Genomic DNA, 19645 nt, shown 5'->3' on the forward strand with positions numbered 1-19645 from the left:
TGCTACCCAGGCAGTTTTACCATTTTTTTGTAAGGTAAAGGTTGCATAATTAATAATAGGATATTCCATCCATAATTAATAACCATTTACGTTTACCTTAGTAATGCGAAAAATAAACCCGCTCTCGGTATGCAGGAGCGGGTATTGAGAGGTGGCAATTCTGCTTTCATTTATACGCCCTGGTTCTAGGTACGGATAGACAAGAACGTTACATTTAACAACACTAACTGCCACCTCATGTTTTTTTCAGTCAATCAGAGTTATCTCTATTTCTTAGACTTCCTAGACTTCTTTAGTCGCTCAAGAGCCTGCATACTCTGATTTAAGGTTGTACTGCCATAAGCAAGTATCTGAAGCAATGGCTGTATATTATCAACATTTGTGAGTATTTTATCATTGCTAATACAGGCAATAGTCAAAATACACACTGAAACTACTGAAACTACTGACTTGTTAACCATAATCAATCTCATCCAACAATAACGACAGGACAGTGTAGATTAGGTTAAGGATTGGACGGCAAGTACAATACCTAAACCAATTTCTACTTAATGGTCAGATTGAGACTCGGACATCTCAATCTGACTTTATTTTAATTATTTTTATTGGTTATCTGTGATTTAGATCAATAGTTGCATGTGATTTAGATCATTGTTTTTTTTCCGGATTTACGCAATTCTCCCCTAAATCTCCCAATTCAGAAGAAATCCAGGGTATAAAGCAATTAAGCAATCTCAAAAATGATTAACATTACGTAATTTAAAACATTATCCGCCTATTACTGAGCAGGTGGTGTTCTCACAGTTTGAAACCCAAGGTACCATTAGGATGCTTCTGATTGGGTTAGTTGTCTTACCAAGGTGCATACCTGTAGAACCTCGCTGCGCTCCCGTGCCTTCTACAATGACTCCACTCTTGATACGATTCTTTTTCTCGGTCTGATTCAGCTTCTTGATTTGTGTAACCATCATCAATCTCATCCAAAAAACGACTGGATAGTGTAGATTAGGTTAAGGATTGGACGGCAAATACAATACCTAAACCAATTTCTACTTAATGGTCAGATTGAGACTCGGACATCTCAATCTGACTTATTTTAGTAACTTCTCAATTACTTAGACAGTCCTTGTTTGGGTACTTCATGGTAGTTACTCTAGCATTACGCCCAAAGGTCAATCGCGTAGCGTCCCCTGCGGAGAATCGTGTTTGTAACCCGCTTACTGCACAACCATCTACCATATACAGAATTACCCAACTAGTACAGTCCTACTGGTTACCACTTAACCCGATGGCTGCGATCGCACAGCGTGACCATTCGCGCAGCGTGACCAAAGGTCAATCGCGTAGCGTTACCATTCGCGTAGCGTGGCCTTTTGGCCAAGGTCAATCGCACTGCATCAATGCATCAATAGATACGCCCGCCACTATGTTGAAGGTAGAGGAACGGGCGAGTTTTGAAACCGGATTGTTGACGGTTGCGATCGCGTAGCGTGACCAAAGGTTAATCGCTCAAGCGCGGAAGCTGAGGCCTTTGGCCACGCTTTGCGAACGCTTCATCGCGCAGCGTGACCAAAGGCGATCGCACTTTTCCTGGACTTACCTACTCCTATACCAAGGTAGGGCAACCGTTTACCCCCGCTGTCCCCTGTTTGAACACTTCTCAAGGTATATAGCAATCCTAAATGATTTGTGACAAGTGAGCGGCTTGAAACCCAGGTATAACAAGGATCACGTTTCTAAAAATTACCACAACCTATTAGGATTGCTATCTCCATACTCCCTGATACAGCGTTTCTAGCTCCCGTGAGGTACAGATTCAGGAATGAAACCCCTATCTTCTAAGACTCAGGTGTACCTCACCAGCTATGGTAACTCTGTAGCTGCCAGAATATTAGCTACTCATTCAAGAGTGTATTTTGACCGTGCTATTGATGTCATTAATATTGATGTCATTAATAAAGAATAAGTATATTTTACTTGGGAACATTCCTCCAACTTCACATCCCAAGAACCGATACCACTGCCAGTATTACCGAGTATGGACTTTTTGCTTAAAAAGAGACGATTAACCTATTGACGATTAACCTATTCAAGTATAGCTTAGTAAAGTTTTATTAAAAATAAACGTATTTTTGATTGTAAATCCTTAACTAAAGGTTTTATATTATCTGTTATTGGTTTGGTAACTGCCAGGTTTGCTGTTTCTTGTTTTCCACTCACGACAGCTACTGCTTCGGTATTAAGTTCATGAATTAAATCGTCGATCTGCTTGACTAAACTCATTATTTCTGTAAAATCATTTGCTGATTTTTTCCCCCATAATCTATGAACCAAAGCTAAATTAACATACTCTCGTTTGCGCAATTGTATAATGGCGTTATTATAGGGTTCTACGACTTTCTTAAGTGATGATTTTCTAGTCCATCCTTTGCTATAGAATTTCACCACTAATTCTGTAAAAAATATGTAATCAGAAAGGTCAGTTGCCAGCTGATTATAATTTGAAATTTGTTGGTCAGCTCTATTAGCTGCAAATTTAATATGCTCAACAATTTTGTCAGCTGAAAAAGCAACTAAACCAATCATAGTTGTTACCATTAAAACTCCTATTTTTTCAGTAATTATCTTGCCAGAAACTGATAAAATATCGTTAACCTTAACTTTTATTTTGTCGAATGATAATATCATTATTAATGGCCAATTGTATAAGTATTAATTTAAATTAATAATCTCATTATTTGTCACGGGTAGTGTATGTTGAGCATACCATAGTAGTAATGCCCGACAGAAACTATCCATTTTATTGCGATCGCATAGCGTCTCCTAGGGATAATCCTGTAGTGTGACCTTAGGAAGTATTCTAGCTTTCACCATTACCCAACTAGTGCAGTCCTACCGGTTACCACTCAACCCGATGGTTGCGATCGCACAAGCGCGGAAGCTGAGGCCTTTGGCCACGCTTTGCGAACGCTTCATCGCATAGCCTGACCAAAGGTCAATCGCGTAGCGTCCCCTGCGGAAAATCGTGTTTGTAACCCGCTTACTACACAACCATCTACCATATACAGAATTACCCAACTAGTGCAGTCCTACTGGTTACCACTTAACCCGATGGCTGCGATCGCTTTATCTATCAAAACGGCTTCCAACTGGACCTGTGAAGAATGCGGTAAACCGTGTCCGCCTTTGTATAGCGATGGATAAATTTTGGTCGCTAAGGCTGAAAAGCTTGCTATATAAAAGTTCCAGCAACCATCTGAACTGTCCCACTTTTGTCCCCAAACGGGACAGTTAATATTGGGAAGTCACGATTTTACGTTGATATAGCCTGTTTTCTAGAAGTTTCACAAGTATCGAAAATGGGACAGTTGCCTCTAGCGACCACTTTTTCTCTACTGCTATACAAAGGCGAGAGTGGCAAAAGAGGGCTAAAAACACTACTTTTGCCAACCTTACGATTCACATGTTAGGCCAGATCAAAACGATCAGCATTCATCACCTTCGTCCAGGCTGCGACAAAGTCTTGCACCAACTTTTCTTGGCTGTCATCTTGCGCATAGACTTCAGCATAGGCACGAAGGATTGAGTTAGAGCCGAAGACAAGATCGACCCGTGTCGCTGTCCACTTAACCTGATTAGTCTGGCGATCGCAGATTTCATACAGATTCTGACCTACAGGTTTCCACAGGTAGTTCATATCCGTCAGGTTCACAAAGAAGTCGTTAGTCAAAGCACCTTCACGATCCGTGAATACGCCATGCTTTGTGCCGCCATAATTGGTCCCTAACACACGCATCCCACCGACTAACACAGTCATCTCGGGAGCCGTCAGTCCCATCAACTGCGTGCGATCAAGCATAAGCTCTTCCGCACTGACGGCATAGTCTTTCTTCAACCAATTGCGGTAGCCATCATGAATGGGTTCTAGCACGTCAAATGACTCTGCGTCGGTCATCTCATCCGTTGCATCCCCCCGCCCCGGAGAAAAGGGGACAGTAATTTCGAAGCCAGCGGCTTGAGCAGCTTGCTCGATACCTACGTTACCGGCCAAGACGATGACATCCGCTATGCTTGCCTTTGTCTCTGCTGCAATGCTGTCTAGAACAGTTAATACTTTTGCCAAACGAGCTGGCTCATTGCCTTCCCAATCCTTCTGCGGAGTCAGACGAATTCGCGCCCCGTTTGCGCCACCGCGCTTGTCCGATCCGCGAAATGTACGAGCGCTGTCCCAAGCGGTACAAACCATTTCACTAACGCTCAGACCGCTTACTGCAATGCGTTCCTTTACGGCTTGAATATCGTAATCAGTATTCCCGGCTGGAATAGGATCTTGCCAGATCAGATCCTCTTCTGGAACATCGGGGCCAATATAGCGAGTCTTTGGCCCCATATCTCGGTGGGTCAGTTTGAACCATGCCCGTCTGAAGACATTACTGAAATATTCAGGATCGTTGTAGAACCGCTCGGAAATCTTTCGATACTTTGGGTCCATCTTCATGGCCATATCGGCGTCGGTCATTACAAGGTTGCCGCGAATCGTCGGATCTGCAACATTGACGGGTTTGTCTTCTTCCTTCGGGTCAATCGGTTCCCATTGCCACGCACCTGCTGGACTCTTCTTTAGTTCCCAGTCATAGTTGAGCAGCATATGAAAATACCCATTATCCCACAGGGTCGGCTGAGGCGTCCAGGCCCCTTCTATACCACTGGTAACGGTGTTGTGACCAATACCGTTACCAGTATTGTTCACCCACCCCAAGCCCTGGTCTTGGATATCTGCCCCTTCGGGTTCCACGCCCAGCAACCCGGGATCACCGTTACCGTGACATTTGCCCACCGTATGCCCCCCAGCTGTAAGGGCTACGGTTTCTTCGTCGTTCATCGCCATACGGGCAAAGGTAACGCGCACGTCATTGGCGGTTTTGATAGGGTCGGGATTGCCATCTACACCCTCGGGATTAACATAAATCAACCCCATTGTTACCGCAGCCAGTGGATTTTCTAGCTTTCGCTGATCAGAATAGCGGCTGTGGTGGTTATCGCTGGGGGCAAGCCATTCCTTTTCTGGCCCCCAGTAAATATCTTTTTCCGGATGCCAGATATCTTCTCGACCAAAGGCGAAACCAAAGGTTTTTAGTCCCATGGATTCGTAGGCGATCGTGCCAGCATAGGTAATCAAATCGGCCCAACTAAGCTGGCTTCCATACTTCTTCTTTATCGGCCAGAGTAGACGGCGTGCCTTGTCTAGGTTGGCGTTATCTGGCCAGGAGTTGAGTGGCGCAAAACGTTGATTACCTGTCCCCGCACCGCCACGACCATCCGCAATCCGGTAGGTTCCGGCCGCGTGCCAGGTCATACGGATCATCAGACCACCATAGTGACCCCAATCCGCTGGCCACCAATCTTGGCTGTCGGTCATCAGCGCATGTAGGTCTTGTTTTAGTGCAGCCACATCAAGTTTTTTTACCGCCTCCCGATAGTTAAAGTCCACTCCCATCGGATCAGTTTTGCGATCATGCTGACTCAAAATATCGAGATTAAGTGCCTTCGGCCACCACTCCATCTCTGACATACTATTTGTTGTTACACTACCGTGTATCACCGGACATTTACCACCAGTGGTTGTCATGATTATTGACTCTCCTGAAGTGTTTTCATTGAAAACAGAAGTTGCCGTCTTTTGTTTTCAGTGAGCTTAAACATAATATGCATTTTTGTAGAAAACAATTACTTACCAAAAGGTGCGTAACCCAGTTATATGGGAACTCCCCAGGCTTATCAGAGACAATTTTGAAGATGATTTAACAATGACCGCTTACTTTTAGACCTTCCTTACAATACTACCTACCTTCGCCCTTCGCCAGTAGCATATTCGTAAGATTTCTTAACGATGGACTTGACTGTCTCCAGCTCTTCGTCGTCCCGTGGTGAAAACACCATTACTAGTCCTACAGGATATAGGCCTTGTGTGACCAAGTAATGATCCTCTCCCCATCGCCAAACCTATCCGCAGGAAACATTATTGCCTTCGCCCCTGCTCCTCAAAACCCCAATTTCTGAACCGCCCTACGCTTAACCTCCTCACCCCGCCGGTCATACTTAGCGGTAGTCACAGGGGAAGCATGGCCAGCTAACTTCTGTACCGTCACAATATCAATCCCAGCATCGAGCAGATCAGAGCAAAAGGTTCTGCGAAAATCATGGGGACTAAAGGACTCCACCCCAGCTTCTTTAGCCCGCTTCTGCAAAATCAACAATACCGCCTGGGGGGTCATCTTTCTGTTCTGTATCTGCCCGCCTTTGCGGATTGGACACAATAGCGCTCCTGCTTGGTGACCTCTGACATTCAACCAATCATTCACAAACGCGATCGCACCTTCGGGTAAATAAACCGTCCTATCTTTACCCCCCTTACCCTGACGCACTTCCAATGCACCACTATCACTATCAAAATCTCGCACTTCCAGCTTCACCACCTCTGCCCGTCGCAATCCTGTACCCCGTAGGATACCAATTAGGGCTTTATCCCTAGCCCCTTGATTAGTTGTATCGGAAGTACATACCTCAATAAGTGCCGTAATTTCTGTTTGAGTTAATGCCCGACCTCTGGGTAAGGGATGATTCTTAATCTTGGGTAAATCCACCGCCGCCTCGAAATCTTCTGGATCCATCAGTTTCAACTTCTTTGCCACAGTTAATACTCCTCTGAGGGCTGCCATCTTCTTCTTGACCGTGGCGGGGGAATTTATTTCTAGTAGTGCGGCTTGGACGGCGGCGGTGTGCTGATAGGTGAGGGCTGCCCAGTTAAGGGTGTCTGCATCACATTCGTTATTAGTGAGTAAGGAAGCGATCGCATCTAAGGCTTGCCTCATTGTTCGCTGCGACCCAGGACTCAAACTACTCAAATAAACCCGTGCCGGATGCCCAGTCAAGGGTAAAGCTTTGGTGAGAGAGAGTGATGTAGTAGTGAGGGTTACACTCATTTTTTTATGAGAAGTGGCCTTCTAAGAAGTAATTATTTCACATATTGAACCACTTAACCCTCTAAGGCAATCACTATTTTGTATTACACTATTGACACTTTGTAGTATGTTATGTAGTATATATATAACAGAGTAATACAGGCCGCAAACCTGCTTGCTCATCTGAACCTTGAAAACTTCAGAGAATGTGTCCAGGTCGCCTAATGGTAGGGCATTGGTCTGCAAAACCGATCGTGTGAGTTCAATTCTCACCCTGGACTTCAAATATTGCAGTTCCAGGGCGGGTTCAATGCCCGTCGGCACTGCAAATTGGGTTGGTATCCAAGTCCGGTTAAGGAAGCCGTCTGTAAAACGGATGCCTCTGTGCGCCGTAGGTTCAAATCCTACCCAACCCATTCTGGAGAGGTCGCTATTGGCAAAGCAAGCTGTTTGCTAAACAGTTGTAGATGTAAGTCTACTGGGGGTTCGAGTCCCTCTCTCTCCGCGTTGTGGGAGTTGGAAGTTAGTAAATAGTTAGCGTTACTTTGCGTCTGTTTTCGGTAGCTTGCGGATATATTCGCCGCCTGAGACATAGACCAACCATTGACGTCTGCGTTCGAGCTTTGTAGCTGACCGTGTTCATGTTCTTTTAGCCTTACTTTTAACCAGTATTCGCCCTTGCTCATTGAGCAGTTTTGTGGGTATAATATTAGGTAATAACAGGCTAACACGCTATGGCTCCCAATCACTCTTACACGACAAAACTGAAGCTTAACAACCGTCAAAAAACGTTGATGGCCAAACACGCTGGTTTTAGTCGGTGGGTGTACAACTGGGGCCAACGCGATGTGGAAAGATGCCTACAATGAAGGGTTAAACCCTAACATTAAAACCCATTAGCGGTTATTTACCAACCATGTCAAACCTGAGTATCCCTGGATGAGGGAATTATCCTCAAAGGTTTACCAATATGCGTTCATCAATTTAGCCGAAGCATTCAAAAGGTTTTTCAAAGGATGGGGTAAGTACCCTAGATTCAAATGCAAGGGTAGAAATGATCGTTTTACTATCGATAATTCAGGGAGACCGATTCGATTAGGTGGACTAATTCATAACTTACCCTTCCTGAAGCAGGTTAGAACGTTTGAACCCCTACCAGATTGTCTAACTAAAAAAGTCACAATCTACAAAAAAGCCGGGGAGTGGTATATTAGCTTCTCTATTGAAAAGACCTTTGAAGCAACACTTAAAGAACGAGAAAGAGTTGGTGTTGATTTTGGAATAAAAACCCTAGCTGTATTAAGTTCTGGTGTTGAGTTTAAAGGACTTAAGCCTTACCGCAACGCTCAACGGAAATTATCTAGAGTTCAACGGAAATTATCTAAAAAAGTAAGAGGCTCTCAGAATTACTCAAAAACCCAGCTTGAAGTACAAAAACTTCACCGTCGAGTGGCTGATATGCGAAAAGATTATCTTCACAAGATGACCACTTATATAGCTAAAAACCACAGCGTAGTTGTCATAGAAGATTTAAACGTTTCTGGGATGATGGCTAATCATAAATTAGCGAAAGTTATCGGTGATTTAGGACTGTATGAAGCCAGGCGGCAACTTCAGTATAAGTGTGAACGCTACGGTGCCAAGTTAGTAGTAGCTGACAGGTTCTTTCCATCTAGTCAATTATGTTCATCATGCGGAAATAAACAGCCAATGCCTTTATCTGAAAGGATTTATGAGTGTGGTTGCTGTGGAAATAAGATTGATCGGGTAGGACATGCCTCAATGAACCTAGAAAGCTATAACGAGTACGGCTCGACTCGTAAGCCTGCTGAGGGTTAACCGCTCCCATGCCCCCGTTGAAGCAGGAAATCAACACACAAAGTCTCGTTATGTGACGCTTTGTACATGTTTGATGGAGCAGTGTAGTGTAATGGATCAACACGCTGGTCTTCGGAACCAGAAATCGGGGTTCAAATCCCTGCATTCTCGCTAATCCTGGGAGTGTAGCCTAATGGATAAGGCCTCAGTCTTCTAAACTGATCGATGTAGGTTCAAATCCTACCACTCCTGTTTTACGGAAATAGGCGTTGCTGAATTCAGGAATGAATGCGCGATAATCTGGTTTTATTAAAGCCCCCGTTGGTCCCCCAATTCTGGGGGACTTGTCTTGATGCAGCGCGGTCATGGGGGAAACCCCCAAGACCGCGCTGCATCGCTTGAGAGTTTTGTTCCCCCCAAAATTGGGGGGCTAGGGGGGCGAAACCATACCCAGAATCAGCAACGCCGAAATCCTTCTGTATAAGGATCTGTCTAAATCGAAAACCTTGCAATCCATCCACGTTGTACAAATTGCGGTAGCTCAGATGCTACATCAATAGCTAATTCATCAGCAGCCAGGTCTTGACAAATGGCTTCAAATCGATTTTCCCCTTGAAAAGCCTTTAGCAGTTGCCATTCTTCCTTTGTTGGCAGCTCAATGCGCATATCATAACCATTGCGCCAGAGGAATAGTTGTATCCCCCCTTCATCCAAATTGACTTGCTGATCACCTTCGTATTCAGGCTGATTAACTTCCCAAATGCGATGGATCGGGTAAGCTGACTCGATCAGAACACTATTTTTAGGTAAATGGAAAATCAGTTCTCCCCATTTTTCTTGGGGAACTGTACTCAATGCTTGGACATCTAACTTGGTAGCTTCTTCACCATTAAACACCCGATGCCAGTGCCACTCTAACCGGGCTACATCTGGTAAATAGGGTAACTGTTTGGCTGGCTCAAAATTGGCCAGAAAATAAGGAAAGTGCTCACCATAATTCCCTAAATCCATAGATAGAGAAGGAAAGCGTTGGATATAGCTTACTGCTGTTGCATCAAAAAATTTCTCTCCCACCAAACAACAGCAGACTGGATAAATTGACATTAAGGTTTGGCTCAGGTTGCCTAGGACACTGCTACGATAAATCGCTAACCCTTCAGCAGGAGTCAATTCTTTAGCTGCTTTGATGTGTTGAGCAAGGGTTTGTGTACTGGCAGGATTATTTTCAAAAACAGCATCGTAAAATAGCTGTTGTAGTGTCCTTAATTCCATGATTATATCGGTTTTTAAGGTTATAGCAAAGGGAACAGGGAATAGGGAATAGGGAATAGGGAGTAGGGAGTAGGGAGTAGGGAGTAGGGAATAGGGAATAGGAAATAGGGAACAGGGAATAGGGAATAGGGAATAGGAAATAGGGAACAGGGAACAGTAGTAAAGAGATGCGATTATTTTGTGCTTTAATCAGAAATCAGCAAGATTGTTCATGACCTATTTAAAAAGGCTATATATAGGTATCCTAAATAAATTGTGATAATTTTTTATCCGAAGTTCCCGACTCCCGACTCCCGACTCCCGACTCCCGACTCCCTGTTCCCTGTTCCCTATTCCCTGTTCCCTTTGCTATACTTACCTGATCTAAATACTCCTGAGCTTTACTAGCTTGGGTGATTAATACCTCAAAAGCTGGGATATCAGTATCCCATTCAATCAGAGTAGGCACTGGACCAAAGCGCTCTAATGTTGCTTGATACAATTTCCACACTGGAGGATGAACAGGATAACCGTGGGTATCATATAGATAGTCTTCCCGTTCTTCATACCCTGCTAAATGAATTTGTTTGACCCTGGTTGCTGGAATTGTATTCAGGTAATCAAGGGGGTCAAATCCTTGATTAGTAGCAGTGACATAAAGATTGTTGACATCTAGCAGCAAGTAACAATCGGCTTTTTCTAACAATTGTTGAATAAATACCCATTCTGGCATAGTTGAATCTGTGAAACTCACGTAAGCCGATGGGTTTTCAATCAAAATCCGACAACCTAGAAATTCCTGAGCTTGCAAGATCCGTTGGGCTACATGTTCTATCACTGCTTCGGTATAAGGAAGAGGAATTAAATCGTTAAGATAGTGACCATTAACGGAAATCCAGGATAGGTGATCGGAAATGTATGCTGGTTCAATCTGCTGGGCTAACTCTTTTAAATTTGTCAAATACTCTAAATCTAAAGGGTCGGTTGACCCCAAAGACATACCGACGCCATGCAAAGTAACGGGATAGTTTTGGCGGACTTTTTCTAAATAGTGGAGTGGTAAACCCTGAGACGTTAAATAATTATCTAATAATACCTCAAACCAAGGTATAGTATGTTTATGAGTAAGGATATCTTGATAATGGGCCGAGCGTAAACCGATTCCAGCACCATTAATAGAAGCTGAAGAAACGTGAGTTGTCATAGCATTATTGTCATGGCATTATTGTTAGGATTTATCCATGGTAGTGGTGAGCTGAATCTAATTCCCCCCTTTCTTAAGGGGGGTTAGGGGGGATCTGTATACATAACGCTACTGAGCTGAATCTAATTCCCCCCTTTCTTAAGGGGGGTTAGGGGGGATCTGTGTACATAACGCTACTGAGGTGAATCTAATTCCCCCCTTTCTTAAGGGGGGTTAGGGGGGATCTGTATACATAACGCTACTGAGCTAAATCTAATTCCCCCCTTTCTTAAGGGGGGTTAGGGGGGATCTGTGTACATAACGCTACTGAGCTAAATCTAATTCCCCCCTTTCTTAAGGGGGGTTAGGGGGGATCTGTGTACATAACCCTACTGAGCTAAATCTAATTCCCCCCTTTCTTAAGGGGGGTTAGGGGGGATCTGTGTACATAACGCTACTGAGCTAAATCTAATTCCCCCCTTTCTTAAGGGGGGTTAGGGGGGATCTGTGTACATAACCCTACTCAGCCATGATTCATAAGCTGATAGCTGAGTGCGCAGCGTGCTGAATGCTTCCTTTAATTGGCTTGCGCACTCTCGGTTGGCTTTTCAGTTTCCTGGCTGGAGGTTGGTTCTCCTACAATCGTTGCACCAACAATCTTTTTGCAAGTGCCTTCAGGAACGTAGATCCACTCATTAGGATCGCTATCTACCTTAGCCATCCCGCCGCAACTATGATCGTTGGCTCCACAATCGTTCATCCCCGCCTTAACGATACCAGCACATTTTTCCATTCCTTCCTTACCGGCCAAGGCGTTTTCAGATGCTACACCTAAACCTAGAGCCAAGACACTAGTCAAGGCAGCGCCTACCATTACGTTTTTTTTGATATCTTTCATAACATAACTCTCCCGAATATCAGAACTGACTCATAAGTCCGTAGACAGAATTAACCTAAAACAGTGTTGGTTTAATTCCAATCTATGTAATTAATATTCAAAGTATTTAACCTATCTTAACTGAGTCTTTGAAAAGTATGAGATAACCCTGAGAAAGTTGTTAAAATGGGATTGGATATTGGAAACAAAGGACGTAAGCTATCAGCTATCAGTCATCAGCCATCAGCTTTTTGTTTTGACACTCCCCGTCCTATAAGAACGGGGATTCTTTAATCAACGAGCCAGCTTGCTCCCCCAGACCGGAATCAGGAAGAGTAGAGGCCGATTCTCCTAAAGCGTTTCGGGAGACCCGTTCGCGTAGCGTGGCCTACGGCCTCCGCTGCGCGAACGGATCGATGATCCAGGTTCCGGTGTGCCCCACCGTACCCAAGGCTCTGTTCAAAATGTTAATTGCGGCATTGTGATCGCGATCTAATTGACAACCACATTTACAGGCGTGAGTCCTAGTCGATAGGGACTTTTTCACAACTTCGCCGCATTCAGAACAGTTTTGGCTCGTATAGGCAGGATTAACTGCGACAGTGACCCTACCCAACTTTTGACCAAAATGCTCTAACCATTTTCTGAATTGATACCAACCAGCATCATTAATAGACTTAGCCAGACAATGATTTTTGACCAGATTCTTAACTCTCAAATCTTCGTAGGCGACCAGGTCGTTAGACCGGATTACGCAGCGCGCCAGTCTCTTGGCGTGCTCTTCACGCTGCCTGCTTATTTTGAGGTGCTGTCTGCCTAATTTATTAATAGCTTTCTTACGGTTGGCTGAGCCTTTCTTTTTTCGGGAAACTCGGCGTTGATAGAACTTTAGCCGCTTCTCCCCTGTCCGATAAAATCTTGGATTAGGTTCAGTTTTGCCTCTAGAATCGGTATAGAAATCCTTTAAGCCTACATCTAGGCCAACAGTTGCATCAGCAGGCTTTAATTGCTCATTTACATCGACTGAGACGCAAAACTGGACATAGTAGCCGTCAGCCGTTTTGACAATCCGAACTCGTTTGATTTGCTTTTTGTCAAATCGCCACAAGTCCCATGTACCTTTGAGCTTAAGTTTCCCAATTCCCTTCTTGTCAGTAAATATGATCGATTTTTTGTCAGGGGACAACTTCCAACCTGACTGCTTATATTCGACCGACCTGCAATGCTTTTGAAATTTGGGAAACCCCTTTTTGCCAGGTACTTTCTTTTTGCAGTTATCAAAGAAGCGAGCAATTGATGACCATGCTCTTTCAGCCGCAGCTTGTCGAGCAGTTGAGTTCAATTCGTTGGCAAAAGGAAAGTTTTTGGCTAGGGTTTTACTGTACTTACTTAAGTCGTATTTCCCAATTCCCTTGTTATCGATCCACAATCTGATGCAGCTATTCCGAATGAACTTCACAGTTCGGATAGCCTCATCTATGGATTGATACTGTTTCTTTTTTCCGTATGTCTTGAACTCAAGTATGATCATCAGAACTCGACCTATTTTGTATATTAATACACTAACACAAATAGTATAAAACAACAAAAAATAGTGTTACACTTTTTGAAGTAGTACACATAAAAGCAGTCCTAGAAGAACGGGGCTTTAAACCCAATCTTTTTGGTAAATCTATCACTCCCGGAAGTGTGGGGAGGGTGGGAAGTGTGGGGAGATGGGGAGATGGGGAGATGGGGTAGATTTTTATTAAGATTAACTATCATAACATGATATTAGCCTTCTATTGTGCTAAGTGTTTTTGCCAAAGTGAGATGCACCCACTAATGCTCTTGTAGTGACTCATAGCTCTATCATTGTCAATCACCCTTTCCAGAAGAAACCATTTTTTGAGGTTCAACCGTAATAATAGTTTCCTAGTAAGCGTGAGGTACATCTGAAGTTTCTGCCCTGCTCCGAGATCCGCTGCTCCGAGATCCGCTGCTCCGAGATCCGCTGCTCCCTGCTCCCTGCTCCCTAAAACCAATAACGAAATTACCTCACCCAATTGAAAACTGCTATATGTGGCAAGCACTAAAACAACAACTATGGGAATGGCGCGGTGTTCTAATTACTACACCGGTGGTGGCTGGAATTGCGATCGCATTCAGGCTACTCGGCTGGTTACAGCCTTACGAACTAGCCGCTCTCGACCAATACTTTTGTTGGCGTCCGAAGGAACCTACGGATGAACGGATTGTGATTGTGGCTATGACTGAGGCAGATTTAAAGCGTGCTGGACGGTGGCCAATCACTGATCGGATGCTTGCCCGACTTTTAGACAAAATCAAAGCTCAAAATCCTGAAGTAATTGGTCTTGACCTGTATCGGGATTTTCCAGTTGAACCCGGTCATAGTAAGTTACGCAGAGTGTTTGAAACCACACCTAACTTAGTTGGTATCGAATACATCGATCAAGACAACCCTGACAATTCCGTGGCTCCTCCACCGATTCTCAGTGAAAGTGGTCTCGTAGGTGCCAATAATGTCCTAAACGATATGGATGGTATCCTGCGGCGCAGCTTACTTTCTCTGAAGGTAAATGATCGCCTACAACCCTCCTTTAGTATGCTCCTAGCGGGGATTTATCTAGAGTCAAAAAACATTTTTCCTGAACCATTACAGCAAGATCCCAGAATTTTCCAGTGGGGCAAGGGCATGTTTCGCCCTTTGGCCAGCAATGACGGCGGTTATGTGGGAATCGATGATGGCGGTTACCAGATTTTCTTGAACTATCGCGGAGCAGCGGGAACCTTCCGCACCGTAACCATGACCGACGTTTTGGAAGATAACATTCCAGATGACTTGATTAATGATTCCATTGTTTTAATTGGTGCAACTGCGGTCAGTTTAAATGACTTTTTCTACACCCCCTACAGTAATGACACTACCATGCGGGAGTCAACGGCTGGGGTGGAAGTCCAAGCTAACATGGTCAGCCAAATTATTAGTGCTGTAGAAGATGGTCGTCCCTTGCTCAAAACCTGGTCTGAGCCTGTGGAAATCCTGTGGATTTTAGGCTGGTCTTTAGTCGGTGCCACTCTAACTTGGAAATGGCGCTATCTTGGGGGCCTCGGAGGGCTGTCCTTGAGGAGAACTGCGATTACCTTTGTGGCCACAGGGGCATTATTCGGAAGTACCTATGGAGCGTTTTTGGGGGGTTGGTGGCTCCCGGTGATACCGCCATTGTTAGCCTTAAGTGGGTCTGCTGTTGCCATCACAGCTTACGTTGCTAGCACTGCTAAAGAGATTCGTCACACTTTTGGACGTTACCTAACTGACCAAGTCGTGGCGGATTTGCTGGAGAACCCAGACAAACAAAAACTCGGGGGTGAAAACCGGAAAATCACCATCTTGACCTCTGATTTAAGAGGCTTCACTGCAATCTCAGAACGGTTACATCCCCAAGAGGTAGTCAAAATCCTCAACATCTATTTGGGTCACATGGCAGATGTGATTACTGCTTATCAAGGAACTATCGACGAGTTCATGGGGGATGGGATTTTAGTGCTTTTTGGTGCTCCCACTCTCCAAGAGGATGATGCCCACAGAGCAGTGGCTTGTGCCCTAGCGATGCAGTTAGCCATGACCAGTGTCAATGAACAAATCGAGCAGTTGGGCTATCCAAAACTGGAAATGGGCATCGGTATCAATACCGGTGTGGTTGTGGTTGGGAATATTGGTTCCGAAAAACGCACCAAATACAGTGTGATTGGCAGCGCCGTTAACCTGGCTTACCGGATCGAATCTTATACAACTGGTGGTCAAGTTATGATTTCTCCTTCCACTTTGGAAGAAACTGGCGAATTCTTAAGAATTGACGGTCAAAAACAGGTAAAACCCAAGGGAATTAAACAGCAAATTACTATCTATGAAGTGGTTGGTATTGGGGATAATTATAACCTATTTTTACCCAAATATCAAGAAACATTTTTCGACGTTAGCCAAAAAATTGAGCTACAATTTCATTATGCTTTTCTAGATGGAAAGCATATTAGTAATTCGGTCTACACTGGACGTTTAGTAGAGATTTCAAGTAAGGGAGCTAAGCTTCGTGCTAACAGCAGCGAAAGCTCTGCTATCCCTGAGCCCCTGAGTAATATTAAGCTCAACTTACTAGATCCAGATAATCTCAACCAAACCAGTGACGACATCTACGCCAAGGTTTTAGAAAAAACAGCAGAACTGGGAAGTTTTTACATCCGGTTAACTGCTGTCCCTCCAGAGATATCAGCAAGACTAGAATCTCTATACCAGTCAGTAAAAGGAATTGATATAAAAAAAAATTAAGCTTAAACTCAGGCTTTACTAAGGGTTAATGCTAATTCTTGTAATTGTCTATTCTAGTTTAATAATTTAATAAACTTATGAAAACTACCGCTAACTTTATTAGTTTATTGACACGTACAACATCAATCCTGATTGTACTGCTGTTTTGCGCACTCACCCCTCAACCAAGCTATTCTCAAGGGTTGCAATCTGTCAACGGTCACGTTGCCGATTCTAATAATAACTCACAGGAAACCGAAAATAGTTCCCAAAATAGTTCAGCCAAAGGCTCACGCTTACGATTTATTCCACCAACCGATAGCGCTCCTCGAAAGAGTAATGGGTCTGGTTCACGAGGCTGGTGTGAGCAGTTACCAGGTGAATTGGTGACGCTGTTAATTCCCTCAACGGAAGTCGCTGCACAAACTATATCTGGTCATCCTAGATTTTTCTGGCATTTGTCCGAGTCTGTAGACGTACCAATGGTATTTAGGTTGGTGGACACAGTAGAACACCAGATAATATTTGAGAAAAGGATTGACTCAGGTCAGGTAGGGATTATCTCAGTAGAACTTCCGGAAAACAGTCCAGAACTGATCGCAAACCCACCAGGACTGGAGGAAGAAGACAGGAACATATACATGTGGTTTGTTACCCTAGAATGCGATCGCGAAAACCCGTCTAACAATTTCTATTATACGAGCTGGATTGAGCGGGTATCACCACCCCCAGAATTAGAGCAAAAGCTAGCAGCTGTTGGTGCAAATACCAACAGCTCGACCTCTGAGTTACTGCATCAACAAGCAATCATCTATGCCGAAGCAGGGGCTTGGTTTGATGCCCTTGATGCCATTTACGAGGCTCAAGCTGCTAATCCCAATGACTCCTCGATTCGAGCAGATTTTATCGCTTTGCTGGAGCAAGTGGGATTGAGCCGTGTGGTACAGTAGTGGATGAGTGGGTCAGAGCTGAGTTAACCCATAGTATGGGATGTTGTTGGGTTTGTTGTTTTGCGTCCGCAATATCAATCTGCTCAAACACCTCACTCCCTCTATGGTGATGGGGAGATGAGGTGATGGGGTGATGGCAGCATAGAACTATAGCAGTCCAAGAAAGTCGCGCAATTCCTCAACCAACCATCTTTTCTCAACTTTAGTAAGTGTTGAACCAAATTTGTGTTGTTGGGCTCCTTCCCAAATAGCACAGGTAATAGTTTTTTGACCTAGGAAATTAACACTACTATCCACTTCAACAAATTTAATATCTACTGTACGTCCTCTAATCTGTCCCAAGCTTAAACCAAATAACTGCCATTCTATCTTGAAGGTATATCGGTTAATTTCCAAATATATCTCACCAGCAATATCAAATATTATTCCCAATAAAACTAGCAAAATAATCCAGAATTCCAGGAAAAATACAGTCGAAAAAACAGTTACCATTGTCCCCAGCATCCAGACAGTCATCACTTTAAGTCCAGATAAGATCAAGACAGCCAATAGCAAGTTATTACCGTTTAATCCACAGGGCGGAATTTCTGCTACCAAACGCTGGTAATTTTTTGTAAAAATGATGCGACTACCAGCAGGTTGTTGCCGCTGTGGTATTATAGAACCAGACAAAGAACTGGAAATTGACTTTTTTTGCCGTAAGGCATCTATCGCTTCCTCCACAGACTGGAATCGATCTTCTACAGCTGGTTCCAGCATCTTCTCTAACCAGTCAGCAAAATGCTGTGATATCTGTACTGAACCACGAAAATCAATCTTTAGTCGCTGCTGAGGTAGATCGGCAGGAGAGCGATGGGTTAACAAAAACAATAGTGTTGCCCCTAGACTATATAAATCAGAAGCACAAAATGCTTGTCCTTGAAACTGTTCTGGTGGCATATAGCCAAAAGTGCCAACAAATGTTTCACCGTAGCTTAAAGTATTACGATAGACATCTTTGACAGCACCGAAATCCACCAAAAATACTATACCTTTGGAATTTATAATCAGGTTTTGTGGTTTAATATCTCGGTGAATCACAGCTGGATTCAGTTGATGGAGGTACTGAAGAATGTCCAAAATCTGGAAAGCAATTTCCTTGATTTCCCCCTGACTAGGATACCAACCCTTTTTCACTAATTCACTGAAGGATTGACCCCCAACCAATTCTTGAATTAGGTAAAAACGGCGGTCATCAGCAGTGTCTATGTAAAAGTAGTCTAAGTATTTGGGGATAGCATGATAGTTGAGCTTGGCAAGGATTTTAGCTTCTCTTTCAAAAAGTTCTAACCCTTTCCAGTTTTCTAAATAGCGTAGGGAAATAGCTTTGAGGGCTACTCGCTTGTAGTTACTTAAATCTTCAGCTTCGTAGGTTGTTCCAAAGCCACCCTGACCTAAGGGTGCAACAATTCGATAGCGGTTACCAATAATTGTGCTTGGCTGATGTAGTAATATCATTGGCTGTCTCCTAAAAACTTGATTTGTGTCAGGATTCAGCTATAGCATTTGTATCTGGGTTGTAAACACACTTCTTGCGGGAAAAGGCAAAAGGCAAGAGGCAAAAGGCAAGAGCAACCCACCCCTAACCCCTCCCAGGAGGTGAAAGATATCCGGATTTTTATTGGACAATAAAAAAATACCTTCTAGGTTTACATCTCTTACACGAAACGCGCTTATCACCCCATCATTATCTATAGCGGTAATAACTAAAATTGGGATAAATCCATGAGCGACCCACATCTTTTGGATCAGCTCTGTTGCTGTCATTATTAATAGCGGTTTGCGCAGCTTTTCAATTAGCGTGTTAGCTGATTGACCGTAGGTCACGCTACGCGATCGCTGATTCCTGATCGCTGATTACTCTAGATAGAATCAAGGGGGTCACTCAATGAAACAGATGCTAGTTTAGACCCTATACCAATTACTGCGCCAGTGGCGAAAAGTCCAGATACTGCTACAGATAAGACTTGGTAAAACATGATGATATCCTTAGCTTTTGCTGCGGTTTTTTAGGTTTCTATGATGTATCTGAGCTAATCCCAAGGTTATAGAAAATTATTCTATTAAGCTAGTCAATGAAATCCTCAGGTGCGACCCAAGGGCGATTTACTCGCCCATTGGAAAGCGCACCTATAGGTTTTTAGGTTATCCCTAAGCCTTGATCTAAAATTGGAATGTAAGCTATCAGCTATCAGCTAATGCGCTACGCCCACGCGAAGCGAACAGCTTTTGAATAAAATAAGCTGACGGCTGTTCGCT

Annotated in this window: 15 protein-coding genes, 5 tRNA genes and 2 pseudogenes; 11 read left to right on the top strand and 11 right to left on the bottom strand. The window is 43.9% G+C overall.

The window, feature by feature from the left end; translation table 11 throughout:
- Positions 1-1141 precede the first annotated feature (1141 nt).
- Both F6J90_RS37865 and F6J90_RS37870 read left to right on the top strand, forming a co-directional pair.
- Positions 1142-1489 carry a hypothetical protein gene (locus F6J90_RS37865; protein WP_293106373.1) on the top strand — a complete coding sequence of 116 codons (348 nt, stop codon included), beginning with the start codon at positions 1142-1144 and terminating at the stop codon, positions 1487-1489.
- Between the two features lie 333 nt (positions 1490-1822).
- Positions 1823-1966 (top strand): hypothetical protein, encoded by a 144-nt coding sequence (locus tag F6J90_RS37870; protein ID WP_293106376.1) that lies wholly within the window; start codon positions 1823-1825, stop codon positions 1964-1966.
- A 134-nt stretch (positions 1967-2100) separates the two neighbouring features.
- On the opposite strand, the gene F6J90_RS37875 is transcribed toward F6J90_RS37870, so the two are convergent.
- From F6J90_RS37875 to F6J90_RS37890, 4 genes are all read right to left on the bottom strand, one after another.
- Positions 2101-2688 carry a hypothetical protein gene (locus tag F6J90_RS37875; RefSeq protein WP_293106378.1) on the bottom strand — a complete coding sequence of 196 codons (588 nt, stop codon included), beginning with the start codon at positions 2686-2688 and terminating at the stop codon, positions 2101-2103.
- Positions 2689-2892: 204 nt separating this feature from the next.
- Positions 2893-3078, bottom strand: a complete 186-nt coding sequence (locus F6J90_RS37880; protein ID WP_293106380.1) for a hypothetical protein — start codon at positions 3076-3078, stop codon at positions 2893-2895.
- Between the two features lie 388 nt (positions 3079-3466).
- Positions 3467-5629: a catalase/peroxidase HPI gene (katG, locus tag F6J90_RS37885; RefSeq protein ID WP_293106383.1), complete on the bottom strand. Its 2163-nt coding sequence runs from the start codon at positions 5627-5629 to the stop codon at positions 3467-3469.
- Positions 5630-6041: 412 nt separating this feature from the next.
- Complete coding sequence (locus F6J90_RS37890) at positions 6042-6983, bottom strand: tyrosine-type recombinase/integrase (RefSeq protein WP_293106387.1); 942 nt, start codon at positions 6981-6983, stop codon at positions 6042-6044.
- A 189-nt stretch (positions 6984-7172) separates the two neighbouring features.
- On the opposite strand from F6J90_RS37890, the gene F6J90_RS37895 reads away from it, so the two are divergent.
- The 7 genes and pseudogenes from F6J90_RS37895 (at position 7173) to F6J90_RS37925 (ending at position 9264) form a co-directional block, all read left to right on the top strand.
- A tRNA-Cys gene (locus F6J90_RS37895) sits at positions 7173-7243 on the top strand.
- Positions 7244-7294: 51 nt separating this feature from the next.
- Positions 7295-7378, top strand: a tRNA-Tyr gene (locus F6J90_RS37900).
- A 4-nt stretch (positions 7379-7382) separates the two neighbouring features.
- A tRNA-Ser gene (locus F6J90_RS37905) sits at positions 7383-7467 on the top strand.
- Positions 7468-7696: 229 nt separating this feature from the next.
- A pseudogene (locus F6J90_RS37910) lies at positions 7697-8801 on the top strand (transposase).
- 76 nt (positions 8802-8877) lie between these two features.
- Positions 8878-8951 (top strand) — tRNA-Arg (locus tag F6J90_RS37915).
- Positions 8952-8959: 8 nt separating this feature from the next.
- Positions 8960-9032, top strand: a tRNA-Arg gene (locus F6J90_RS37920).
- A gap of 100 nt (positions 9033-9132) precedes the next feature.
- Positions 9133-9264: a hypothetical protein gene (locus tag F6J90_RS37925; RefSeq protein WP_293106389.1), complete on the top strand. Its 132-nt coding sequence runs from the start codon at positions 9133-9135 to the stop codon at positions 9262-9264.
- 8 nt (positions 9265-9272) lie between these two features.
- Here the strand turns inward: F6J90_RS37925 and F6J90_RS37930 are convergent, their stop codons facing one another.
- The 5 genes and pseudogenes from F6J90_RS37930 to F6J90_RS37950 form a co-directional block, all read right to left on the bottom strand.
- The gene (locus F6J90_RS37930; RefSeq protein ID WP_293106392.1) at positions 9273-10052 is read right to left on the bottom strand and encodes a DNA-binding domain-containing protein; all 780 of its coding nucleotides are present in this window, start codon (positions 10050-10052) and stop codon (positions 9273-9275) included.
- A gap of 244 nt (positions 10053-10296) precedes the next feature.
- The gene (locus F6J90_RS37935) at positions 10297-11235 is read right to left on the bottom strand and encodes a DUF692 domain-containing protein (RefSeq protein ID WP_293106395.1); all 939 of its coding nucleotides are present in this window, start codon (positions 11233-11235) and stop codon (positions 10297-10299) included.
- A 556-nt stretch (positions 11236-11791) separates the two neighbouring features.
- Positions 11792-12112: a DUF2282 domain-containing protein gene (locus F6J90_RS37940; protein ID WP_293106397.1), complete on the bottom strand. Its 321-nt coding sequence runs from the start codon at positions 12110-12112 to the stop codon at positions 11792-11794.
- Positions 12113-12362: 250 nt separating this feature from the next.
- Positions 12363-13622: pseudogene (locus F6J90_RS37945) on the bottom strand (transposase).
- A 250-nt stretch (positions 13623-13872) separates the two neighbouring features.
- Complete coding sequence (locus F6J90_RS37950) at positions 13873-14136, bottom strand: hypothetical protein (RefSeq protein ID WP_293106399.1); 264 nt, start codon at positions 14134-14136, stop codon at positions 13873-13875.
- 14 nt (positions 14137-14150) lie between these two features.
- Between F6J90_RS37950 and F6J90_RS37955 the strand changes: the two genes are divergently transcribed.
- Positions 14151-16418, top strand: a complete 2268-nt coding sequence (locus F6J90_RS37955; RefSeq protein WP_293106401.1) for an adenylate/guanylate cyclase domain-containing protein — start codon at positions 14151-14153, stop codon at positions 16416-16418.
- Between the two features lie 107 nt (positions 16419-16525).
- A complete protein-coding gene (locus tag F6J90_RS37960) occupies positions 16526-17347 on the top strand; it encodes a DUF928 domain-containing protein (RefSeq protein WP_293106402.1) in 822 nt (273 codons plus the stop codon).
- 147 nt (positions 17348-17494) lie between these two features.
- On the opposite strand, the gene F6J90_RS37965 is transcribed toward F6J90_RS37960, so the two are convergent.
- Positions 17495-18844: a serine/threonine-protein kinase gene (locus F6J90_RS37965; protein ID WP_293106404.1), complete on the bottom strand. Its 1350-nt coding sequence runs from the start codon at positions 18842-18844 to the stop codon at positions 17495-17497.
- A 39-nt stretch (positions 18845-18883) separates the two neighbouring features.
- Positions 18884-19153: a hypothetical protein gene (locus tag F6J90_RS37970; protein ID WP_293106405.1), complete on the bottom strand. Its 270-nt coding sequence runs from the start codon at positions 19151-19153 to the stop codon at positions 18884-18886.
- Positions 19154-19645 lie beyond the last annotated feature (492 nt).

Source organism: Moorena sp. SIOASIH (genome assembly GCF_010671925.1).
Taxonomy (GTDB): Bacteria; Cyanobacteriota; Cyanobacteriia; order Cyanobacteriales; family Coleofasciculaceae; genus Moorena.